Genomic DNA, 10,373 nt, shown 5'->3' on the forward strand with positions numbered 1-10,373 from the left:
TTATATCAGGCATAATGATGAGCATATCAGGCAAAACGACGATCAGCCCGGCAGAAGAAGAACTGATCAACCTGCTGCGCGAAAACGCCCGCATGCCCGTGGCACTCGTGGCGCGCAGGCTGGGCATTTCGCGCTCAACCGCGCAGAGCCGGCTGGAAAAGCTTGAACGCCAGGGCGTGATCGAAGGCTATTCCCTGCGCCTGGCCGCAGCCTACGCCGAGAGCTATGTCTGCGCGCATATGCTGGTGACACTCAGCCCCAAATATACCGCCTCGGTACAGACCCTGCTGCGCCGCATCCCCGAGGTGCGCACGATCTATTCGGTCAGTGGCAATTTTGACATGATCGTCATGGTGGAAGCGCGTTCCATCACACGGCTTGATACCGTGATTGACGAGATTGGCAGCCTTGATGGCGTGGAGCGGACCATGTCCTCCATGATCCTGTCCACACGGCTCCAGCGCTAGAGCAGATCCGGTTTGAATGGACACATTCGAACCGGTGAAGATGCTCTATAAACAATAAGTTAGAGCAATTCCACTGAGCCAGGGTTCAGTGGAATTGCTCTCGGGGGTCCCTCATGGGCCTCTCTCTGCGCGGCACGCAGTGGAGAGGCCGTTGGTTCATTTTCCATTACGCACCGCAATCGGGTCCGGCACGAAAGACGGCTGCGGCGCTTCACGCTCAGAGCGCACCAGATACAGGGCCGAGACCGTGCCCATCGCAATGACCACGGACACAAAGAACGCGGGCGCAATCGCCGCCCCCGTTACATGCAGCAGCCATGTCACGACAAACTGCGACAGCCCCCCGACAACCATGACCGCGATGTTATGGGCTGTCGCCAGTGTGGTCACCCGGTGCCTGCCGGTCAGCACGGTGACGATGATCGTGCAGTATGTGGCAAGGAACACGGCAGTGGGAATGGCAAGCCCGACCTGCATGACCACCAGTCGCAGCAGCGATGGCTGGGCCACCAGCCATGCATAAAGCGGCCAGATTTCAAGAAAATAGGCAAACAGCGCCCAGAAAAGCATGCGCCGCGCGCTGATCCTGTCAGCCAGCCATCCGCTTGCGGGCACGATCAGCATCATGCCCAGGGCCGCGGACAGTTGCACCAGATACGCCCCTTTCATGGGCAGGTGCAGCGTCTGGGTGGCATAGGTGACCGTATAACCAAACAGCACATACAGCGAGACGGATGTGCTCGACACCAGCCCCATGACCGACAGCACGGCACGCCACTGTGCCGCCATGTCGCGCATGATCCCGGCAAGCGGCAGGCGCGGTGCAGCATGATGCTGTGCGGGCTGCCCCTGCCCCATGGTCCTGCGCCGCATGATCAGGACGGCAGGCAGGATAAACAGCCCGATCAGGAACGGAATGCGCCATGCATAGCCCGCAATCTGGCCGGGGGTGAACGCACTGGTAATGACATAGCCTACGGTGCCACCAAGGATCTGGGCAAAAAGCTGGCCCATCATCTGCCATGACCCATAAAAGGCCCGGCGGCCGGGCGGCGCGGCCTCGATCAGGTACGTGGTGGACGTGGCAAACTCGCCCCCGGCCGAGAACCCCTGCAACAGACGGCCCGCCACAAGAAAGCACACCCCCACGCTACCGGCCTGCGCATAGGTTGGCGCGAAGGCGATCAGGGCAATAGACAGCGCCATGATCCCCATGCCCAGCACCATGGCCGCTGCGGTGCCATGCCTGTCAGCATACCCCCCGAGCACGATGCCACCGAGCGGGCGGGTTACAAACCCGACACCAAAAAGCGCGGTAGAGAGCAGGATGACATGCGCACCCGCATCCGCGCCCGAAAAGAACAATGGCCCGATGAGCGATACCATGTAGGAAAAGACCATGAAATCATACCATTCCATGGCATTTCCGCAAATTGAGCCGACAACGGCCTTCCAGTTGGATATCCGCATGATGAGACGTTCCCCTGCCCTGCGCGCCAGGGCTGCATGGCGATATTGATGTTGTCAGCGAATGTGCAGAACCATTGTTACCGGGCAGGCTCCATACGCACCCATGAACCGGCGGGATGCGCGACGCAGGCGCATCAGGGCAGAACCCGTTGCGCCACGCCGTTCCCGTCATGCGCCTGAACCGTCAATGCCTGCGGTGCTCAGGCGGGGTAGCAGCAGCCCGGCATGGGCAGGCCCAGGTTTTCGCGTAATGTGGACCCTGCATAACCCGTGCGCGCCAGACCCCGGCGGCGCAGTTCAGGCAGGATATGATTTGAGAACGAATCAATATCCATCGGCAACAATGCAGGGCACAGATTGAAACCGTCAACAAACCCGGTTTCAAACCATTCCTGCATTTCATCCACGATACTTTCTGGCGTGCCGATCACCACACGCGAGCCAAAACCGGCGGCAATGAAATTATAAAGCTGGCGGATGGTCATGTTGCGTGACCGCGCCATGGTGATCAGCCCCTGCGCAATACTGCGCACGCGCGGATCGACCGGATCAGGCACCGGGCCATCGAGCGGAAAAGCCGACAGATCACCCAACTGGGCATAAAGATAGGACAACCCGAGTTCCGGCGGGATCAGGGCATTCATGGCATCGTATTTTTCCTGCGCCTCGGCCATGGTCGCGCCAATATAGGGCGTGATGCCCGCCAGGATGCGGATGCTGCGCGGGTTGCGGCCATGCTGCTCGAGCGCGCCGCGCAGGCGGCAGGAATAGCTTTCGGCCATCTGCAAATCATGCGGCAGCGCATAGACAACTTCGGCCTTGCGCGCGGCGAGTTCGATGCCCGCATCGGATGCACCCGCCTGCACCATGACCGGGTGCCCCTGCGGGCTTGGTGGCACATCAAGCGGCCCCCGCACCCGAAAATGCGGGCCTTTATGATTCAGTACGTGCAGGCGGCTGGTATCAAGGAAAATGCCGGTTTTCTTGTCCGCCACGATGGCGTCCTTGCCCCATGAATGCCAAAGCCCTTCGACCACATCGGCGAATTCATAGGCGCGCTCGTAGCGCTCGGCATAGCCCAGATGGGTATCGCGCCCGAAATTCCACGCCTCCGCCTCCGACCATGACGTGACAATGTTCCACCCAGCACGCCCGCCACTGATCCGGTCAAGCGAGGCATATTTGCGCGCCACATGAAAAGGCTCGTTATAGGTTGTGGAGGCCGTGGCCACGAGGCCGATATTGGTTGTGACCGCCGCCAGGGCAGACAGCAGGGTCATGGGCTCAAGATCGGCCGTCTGGGCTGTCTGGGCCAGCGCGCCCACCGGGCTGTCAACGGCACGGATACCAATACCATCCGCGAGGAAGAGCATGTCAAACCCGGCGGCTTCCGCCTTGCGGGCCACTTCAGCAAAATGCGCGAACTGCATGCCGCCACGCGGGTTTGCATCAGGGTGACGCCAACTTGCCGCATGATAGCCGAGGTAGCGCATAGACAGACCAAAGCTCATCATCCTGTTCATGCGGACATCCTGCATAATAAAAATATGTTTCTTAGCCGAACAGAAAATTCCTGCCGAGGCAAGGCCCCTGCCCGCGTGAACAGTACAACTGACGCAGGGACAGGCCACGAATTTCGAAAATCATGTAACAGATAAAATCATTATTTAATCAATATAATTCAATGCGAAAGCGCATAATATGCCAGGCCATGCAAGGATTTCCCCACCCCAAGCGCACGGAAAACCAAATTATAAAAAAAATATTTACACTATAGAGTTATTACTCAAAGGAATGCTTGCATTACTTTTTATAATACAGGAAAACAGATAAATTCTGGCCAACCATGAATGGCATCAAGGCTTCGGTCATGGCGGTGAACCCGGACCACCGTGCCATTGATCATCGCGTATTCCATATTGGCTTCGTCCGAAACAGCTTCAAAAAGCCGTTTGAAAAACACCGGCTTTAAGCCAGTCCCTGTTAAGCAGATCCCGCCATGGACTGCCTGTCCGGGCTATCCATAAGACCGCCTCGATGAAGAGCCGGTTATCCTTTCCGCTGCGTCCCCGATCCGTTTGCTTGCCACGGCACAGCGGTTCCATTTTCACTCAATGGGCATCCGTCACTATCAAGCGATCCATATGCAGTTGGAAGCACATCAGGGCCCTTTTGAAAAATCAGCCCCAAACAGGCCCTGAATGGATGCAATAAATCCAAATGCAAAACCAAAAATGCCGCATATAAGAGCTATGGGTGGAAGAATAATGTTTGCTTCAATTACCGCACCACTTATCAGTCCGATGAGTGGCATCAGAATTTTACAAAACAAATAGAATGGAATTAACCACTATTGCCGTGGAAAATTGCGTTCATTCTGTAAGAAATCAACAGTTCCAACCAACCCAGACCTAGCGCAACAGGCACTCCGGCGACCAGAATAAAAAAATCATTATTTTTTGAATCAAAAAGGGCACTCGTAGGTGCCCTTGGATCGCTGAAACAAATATAACTCTCTGCCTTACGATCATATCATGCGATCCCCTACCCCTGTCGCCGTGAACGCGACTGCATGGGATTCTGGATTTACATGACAAGAAGACTAACAAAGGCGGAGATCGTCTCTAAGATTCCACACAGCTTTACACAAGCACCTGTTTTGCGCCTGCAAGTCAGTAATTTTATTGTTGGGAAAATTATGGCTGGGGGACCTGGATTCGAACCAGGGCTGACCGGGTCAGAGCCGGTAGTTCTACCGCTAAACTATCCCCCAGCAAGGAGAGAGCGGCGCGATGCGCTGCGGTGATCAGGCATATACCCGCCTGCTCCGGGGGGTGCAACCCCCTTGTGCGCATTTTTATAAACTTTTCTCTTTTGTCTTGCGTTTTGCGCAGAACACTCAACACAATAGGTAATACCTTGGCCGTCAAACGGGTTTGGGATGAACATGGTCCAGCAGCCGCACAGTGCAAAGATACGCCCGCAGGCAGGGATTGCCCCTTTCCCGCCCGCCATGCACCGCCGCTTCATGCGCGCGCCGCTTTATGCCGCCATAGACCTTGGCACCCATAACTGCCGCCTGCTCATTGCCCGCGCGGGCGAACACGGCCTGCGCGTGATCGACAGTTTCAGCCGCGCCGTGCGCCTTGGTGAAGGGCTGCACCATTCCGGCCAGCTTGCCGATGCCGCCATGGAGCGCACGCTCGCCGCCCTTCAGGCCTGCGTGGCCCGCATGGGGCTGTATGACCTGCACGGCCACCGCGCCATCGCCACCGAGGCGTGCAGGCGGGCGGCCAATGGTATGGAGTTCATCGGCCGCGTGCTGCGCGAGACCGGGCTCGACATCTCCGTCATTTCCGCGCGGGAGGAAGCAGAGCTTGCCCTTGCGGCCTGCACCTCGCTGCTGCAGGACGGGCACGCGGGCACCAGCCGCGGGCTGCTGTTTGATATTGGCGGCGGCTCGACCGAGATCGCCTGGGCACGCATCGACCGCGAGGCCAGAAGCCACGACCTTTCGGGCTATGTCAGCCTGCCGGTGGGCATCATGACCCTGGCCGAGCGCCATGGCGCCGATATCTTTACCGATCGGGGCTACCACGGCGTCGTATCCGAAATCAGCGACGTGCTGCGCGGCTTTGATGACGTGCATTGCATCGCGCGTGAAATCGCGCGCCAGAATGTCATGCTGCTGGGCACCAGCGGCACCGTGACCACGCTGGCCAGCCTTGCCCTGGGCCAGGACCGTTACGACCGGGCCAGCATTGATGGCTCCGCCCTGTCCGTGCCCCGCGCCCTGAGCATGATCGACACCCTGCGCGCCGGCGGGCTGGAAGGGCTGGTGCGCAACCCCGTCATCGGGGCGGAGCGCGCGCGCTACATCCTGCCGGGCTGCGCCATATTCGAGGCCATCGTCACCACATGGCCCATGGCGGACGTGACCGTGGCCGACCGGGGATTGCGCGACGGCCTGCTTTTACGCATGATTGGCAACCGCAGGCGACAGGCGGCCCCAGCCACCGCGCCGCCTTCCTTTCCCCTGTACAATCGTTTGGAGCACCAGGTCAGTCCCTGACCGCGTCCCGTCATGAAGCAGCGTTCCACTACCCGCATTCCGGGCAAGGCCCGTACCAGCAGTCTCACGCCCGGCGGTGATAACGCCAGCGACGGGCAGGCCGCCCAGTCCAACCGCACCAAAACCGTAACCGTAAAGAAAGCCCGCGGGCGCACCACCGCCCAGCATCGCTGGCTGCAACGCCAGCTCAACGACCCCTACGTGCAGGCAGCCCACAAGCAGGGCTGGCGCTCGCGTGCGGCCTTCAAGCTGATTGAACTCGATGACCGTTTCCACCTGATCACGCCCGGCACGCGCATCGTCGATCTCGGCGCGGCACCGGGCGGCTGGACTCAGGTCGCGGTCAAGCGCGGCGCGGCGGAAGTGGTGGGCGTGGACCTGCTGCCGGTTGACCCGGTGCCGGGTGCGACCATCATCGAAGGGGATTTCAACGACCCCGACATGCCGGAGCGCCTGACGGAACTGCTTGGTGGCCAGGCCAACGTCGTCATGTCCGATATGGCGCCCAACACCACGGGCCATGCACCGACCGATCACCTGCGCATCATCGGCCTGGCCGAGCTGGCGCTGGATTTTGCCACGCGCATTCTCGCCCCCGGCGGCGCGTTCGTGGCCAAGGTGTTCCAGGGCGGATCGGAAAAGCAGATGCTCGCTGAACTCAAGCGCCTGTTCACGCAGGTGCGCCACGCCAAGCCCCCTGCAAGCCGCAAGGAATCCAGCGAGCTTTATGTGGTGGCCACGGGCTTTCGTGGCATGGAAGCGAAAGGCGAAGGGGAAGGCTGAAACGGCCCTCCCCCACCGGGCCGTCAGGCGGCGTGGTGATCGTCCCACAGCCATGCGGCACCGCGCACGCCCGAACTGTCGCCATGCTTGTTGCGCACGATGGGCGTGGTGCAGTTGGGGGTAATGACATAGCGCCGCATGAGGCGGGGCACGCGGTCATAGATTGAATCAAGGTTCGACACGCCACCACCAAGCACGATGATGTCGGGGTCCATAAAGTTGATGGCCATGGCGCAGGCGCGGGCCATGCGGTCCATGTAACGGTCGAGCGCGCCGATGGCGGTCAGGTCGCCTGCCTCGGCCTCCTGCTCGATATGGGCGGCGCTGCGATGGCCGGGGCCTTTCCAGTCCTGCGCCAGCGCCGAGCCGCTGAGAAAGCGCTCCATGCACCCCTCATTGCCGCAGAAGCATTTGGGCATGGGAAATTCCTCAATGCGCGGCCACGGCAGCGGCACATGCCCCCATTCCCCCGCAATGTGGTTATGTCCGATCAGCAGTTTCTGGTCGACCACGATGCCTGCGCCCATGCCGGTGCCGATGATCACGCCAAACACGCTGTGATGGCCCGCCCCCGCGCCATCAATCGCCTCCGACAGCGCAAAGCAGTTCGCATCGTTTTCAATGCGCACCGCACGGCCCAATGCCGCCGTCATGTCCACTATCAGGGGCTGGTTATTGAGCCATGTGGCATTGGCGTTCTTGATCACGCCCGTATCGGGGCTGATGGAGCCGGGAATGCCGATTCCAACCGTGCCGGTGCCCCCCAGCTCCTGATCAACACCCCGGATCAGATCGCACATGGCCTCGATGGCCGCGGGGTAGTTGCCAGGATTGGCAATGCGGCGGCGCAAAAGCTCGGCGCCATCCATGCCAAGGGCGGTTATTTCGATCTTGGTCCCGCCAAAATCAATTCCAATACGATAGTCGGCCATCCGGAGTCTTTCTTTCATCATGTTTTATCAGTGGCGCATTTGCTTTTATGATCGTACCTGCACGCAACATCAAACCCTGATGCAAGGGCATAGCTGCCAACCACCAAGGAGGCATGGCCACCCATGAGTGAAATCCTGCTAGACGCGCGCGGCCTGACATGCCCCCTGCCCGTGCTCAAGGCCAACCGCATGCTGCGCGGCCTGCCACCGGGCGCGCGGCTGCGCGTGATTGCGACCGACCGGGCCTCGGTTGCGGATTTCCAGGCTTTCTGCCGCGAAACGGGCCACGCCCTCATCGCTTTTGGCGAGGAAGGCGGCACGCTTTCCTTCGTCATCCGCCGCAGGCCCGACGCAACGCCCGCGCCCGCCACACCGGCGGCCTCGGCATAGACTCCAAAATGCCGTAAAACGCGTTGCCCCTTGGCAGGAGGGCCTTCAAGGATGTAATGCCTCCGCCAGCCCCGTTATTTCAGGAAGTGCCGCGCCCACATGACCGATGACCTGACCAACCTGTCCTTCGAGGAGGCTCTGGCCGAACTTGAAGCCATCGTGCGCCAGCTTGAGGTCGGCCAGCTCCGGCTGGAAGACGCGATCACCGCCTATGAGCGTGGCGCTGCCCTGCGACAGTACTGTCAGAAGAAACTGGACGAGGCCGAGGCCCGCGTTCAGGCGATTGTCCAGCGTGCCGATGGCGCGCTGGAAGCGAAACCAATGGATTGATGCACCAGATGAGCCAAACAACAGCACCCTCGTCCCAAACAGGAACGGATCGCATGGTCCGTCTGCGTGCATCCATGTCCGCGCGCGCCGCCGCCATCGAGGCGATGATCGACCGCCTGCTCCCGCGCGTGGAAGGCGGCGAGGCCCGCCTGATCGATGCCATGCGCTATGCCACCCTGGGCGGCGGCAAGCGCCTGCGTGGCTACCTGGTGGCCGAAGTGGCCAGCCTGTTCAAGGCCAGCGCTGATGCGGCCGACCGTGTCGCAGCCTCGGTCGAGATGCTGCATGCCTACTCCCTGGTGCATGACGACCTGCCCGCCATGGATGACGACGACCTGCGCCGGGGCCAGCCCTCCACCCACCGCAAGTTTGACGAGGCCACCGCCATCCTCGCCGGTGACGCGCTGCAGACCATGTCGTTCGACATCCTGGCCAACCCGCTGACCCATGCCTCAGCCGACGTGCGCATCAACCTCGTGCGCGCGCTGGCCGATGCCTCGGGTGCGGCTGGCATGGTGGGCGGCCAGATGATCGACATGGAAGGCGAAGGCCGCGCCCTGTCGCTTGAGGAAGTCGCCCGCCTGCATGCGCTCAAGACCGGCTGCCTGATCCGTTACGCCGCCGAGGCCGGGGCCATCCTTGGCCAGGCCAGCGATGACGTGCGCAAGCGCATCTCGGCCTATGGCCGTGACCTTGGCGCAGCCTTCCAGATCGCTGATGACGTGCTCGACGCCACCGCCAGCGCCGAGGAACTCGGCAAGACCGCAGGCAAGGACGAAGCGGCGGGCAAGTCCACCTATGTCGCCCTGCTTGGCGTTGAGGGGGCCGCGCGCGAGGCGCGGCGCGTGGCCGAGCAGGCCGAATCCCATATCGACATCTTCGGGCCCGAGGCGGATCGCCTGCGTGACCTGGTGCATTACGTGGTCGAGCGCAGGAACTGATCGACATGAGCGAGAGCAAACCGTCCTCCACCATCCCCACCCTTGGGCGCTACGCCCAGCTTGACCGGGTGCAGTGGCCGCACGACATGCGCAACCTCTCGGTCGAGCAGCTCAAGCAGCTTGCGGAGGAACTGCGGTCGGAAACGATCGATACCGTGTCCACCACCGGCGGCCACCTTGGCGCATCCCTTGGCGTGGTTGAACTCACGGTTGCGCTGCATGCCGTGTTCGACACGCCTGCCGACCGCGTGATCTGGGATGTGGGCCACCAGACCTACCCCCACAAGATCCTGACCGGGCGGCGCGACCGCATCCGCACCCTGCGCCAGCCGGGCGGGCTTTCGGGCTTCACGCGCCGCAGCGAAAGCGAATACGACCCGTTTGGCGCGGCCCATTCCTCCACCTCCATCTCGGCGGGCCTCGGCATGGCCGTCGCCCACCACCTGCGCGCGGAGGAAGACCCCTCCTACCGCGAGCGCAACGTGATTGCGGTGATCGGCGATGGCTCGATCTCGGCGGGCATGGCGTATGAGGCGATGAACAACGCCTCGCATTGCGGCCCCGGCGCCGAGCGCCTGATCGTGGTGCTCAACGACAACGAAATGTCGATTGCCCCGCCCGTAGGCGCGATGTCGAGCTACCTGTCGCGGCTGATGTCCTCGCGCAAGTTCCTGAGCCTGCGCGAACTCGCCGCCAAGATGGCCAAGCGCCTGCCCGGCCGCCTCGAGCGCACCGCCAAGAAGGCCGATGAATACGCGCGCGGCATCATGACCGGCGGCACTTTGTTCGAGGAACTCGGCTTCTATTATGTCGGCCCCGTTGACGGGCATGACATGAACCAGCTCGTCCACATCCTGCGCAACCTGCGCGATGCCGAGGATGTCGGCCCCGTGCTGCTGCATGTCATCACCGAAAAGGGCCACGGCTACAGCCCGGCCGAATCGGCTGGCGACAAATACCACGCCGTCTCCAAGTTCAATGTCGTCAC

Annotated in this window: 10 protein-coding genes, 1 tRNA gene and 1 pseudogene; 7 read left to right on the forward strand and 5 right to left on the reverse strand. The window is 61.3% G+C overall.

The annotated features are described in order from the left end of the window. Positions 1–14: 14 nt before the first annotated feature. Positions 15–467 (forward strand): Lrp/AsnC family transcriptional regulator, encoded by a 453-nt coding sequence (locus tag QEG70_RS03675; RefSeq protein ID WP_308719402.1) that lies wholly within the window; start codon positions 15–17, stop codon positions 465–467. A gap of 156 nt (positions 468–623) precedes the next feature. On the opposite strand, the gene QEG70_RS03680 is transcribed toward QEG70_RS03675, so the two are convergent. The 4 genes and pseudogenes from QEG70_RS03680 to QEG70_RS03690 form a co-directional block, all read right to left on the reverse strand. Then, positions 624–1,937: an MFS transporter gene (locus QEG70_RS03680; RefSeq protein WP_308719403.1), complete on the reverse strand. Its 1,314-nt coding sequence runs from the start codon at positions 1,935–1,937 to the stop codon at positions 624–626. Between the two features lie 200 nt (positions 1,938–2,137). After that, positions 2,138–3,460 (reverse strand): LLM class flavin-dependent oxidoreductase, encoded by a 1,323-nt coding sequence (locus QEG70_RS03685; protein ID WP_308719404.1) that lies wholly within the window; start codon positions 3,458–3,460, stop codon positions 2,138–2,140. Positions 3,461–3,807: 347 nt separating this feature from the next. Further along, a pseudogene (locus tag QEG70_RS16975) lies at positions 3,808–4,042 on the reverse strand (transposase); the annotation flags it as partial. A 594-nt stretch (positions 4,043–4,636) separates the two neighbouring features. Next, a tRNA-Gln gene (locus tag QEG70_RS03690) sits at positions 4,637–4,710 on the reverse strand. Between the two features lie 168 nt (positions 4,711–4,878). Here QEG70_RS03690 and QEG70_RS03695 point away from each other — a divergent pair. Both QEG70_RS03695 and QEG70_RS03700 read left to right on the forward strand, forming a co-directional pair. After that, positions 4,879–6,009: a Ppx/GppA phosphatase family protein gene (locus QEG70_RS03695; protein ID WP_374762537.1), complete on the forward strand. Its 1,131-nt coding sequence runs from the start codon at positions 4,879–4,881 to the stop codon at positions 6,007–6,009. 12 nt (positions 6,010–6,021) lie between these two features. Next, positions 6,022–6,792, forward strand: a complete 771-nt coding sequence (locus tag QEG70_RS03700; protein ID WP_308719406.1) for an RlmE family RNA methyltransferase — start codon at positions 6,022–6,024, stop codon at positions 6,790–6,792. A gap of 23 nt (positions 6,793–6,815) precedes the next feature. Here QEG70_RS03700 and QEG70_RS03705 read toward each other — a convergent pair whose 3' ends face one another. Further along, complete coding sequence (locus QEG70_RS03705; RefSeq protein WP_308719407.1) at positions 6,816–7,724, reverse strand: ROK family protein; 909 nt, start codon at positions 7,722–7,724, stop codon at positions 6,816–6,818. A 123-nt stretch (positions 7,725–7,847) separates the two neighbouring features. On the opposite strand from QEG70_RS03705, the gene QEG70_RS03710 reads away from it, so the two are divergent. The 4 genes from QEG70_RS03710 to QEG70_RS03725 form a co-directional block, all read left to right on the forward strand. After that, positions 7,848–8,114 carry a sulfurtransferase TusA family protein gene (locus tag QEG70_RS03710; protein WP_308719408.1) on the forward strand — a complete coding sequence of 89 codons (267 nt, stop codon included), beginning with the start codon at positions 7,848–7,850 and terminating at the stop codon, positions 8,112–8,114. Between the two features lie 99 nt (positions 8,115–8,213). Next, positions 8,214–8,444 (forward strand): exodeoxyribonuclease VII small subunit, encoded by a 231-nt coding sequence (locus tag QEG70_RS03715; protein WP_061271667.1) that lies wholly within the window; start codon positions 8,214–8,216, stop codon positions 8,442–8,444. A 53-nt stretch (positions 8,445–8,497) separates the two neighbouring features. Then, on the forward strand, positions 8,498–9,385 hold the full coding sequence (locus QEG70_RS03720; protein WP_308719409.1) for a polyprenyl synthetase family protein: 888 nt from the start codon (positions 8,498–8,500) through the stop codon (positions 9,383–9,385). A 5-nt stretch (positions 9,386–9,390) separates the two neighbouring features. Continuing rightward, the coding region (locus tag QEG70_RS03725) for a 1-deoxy-D-xylulose-5-phosphate synthase N-terminal domain-containing protein (RefSeq protein ID WP_308719410.1) at positions 9,391–10,373 on the forward strand (983 nt) is incomplete at its 3' end.

Origin of the sequence: Komagataeibacter xylinus (genome assembly GCF_031081985.1) — a bacterium.
Lineage (GTDB): Bacteria > Pseudomonadota > Alphaproteobacteria > Acetobacterales > Acetobacteraceae > Komagataeibacter > Komagataeibacter xylinus_E.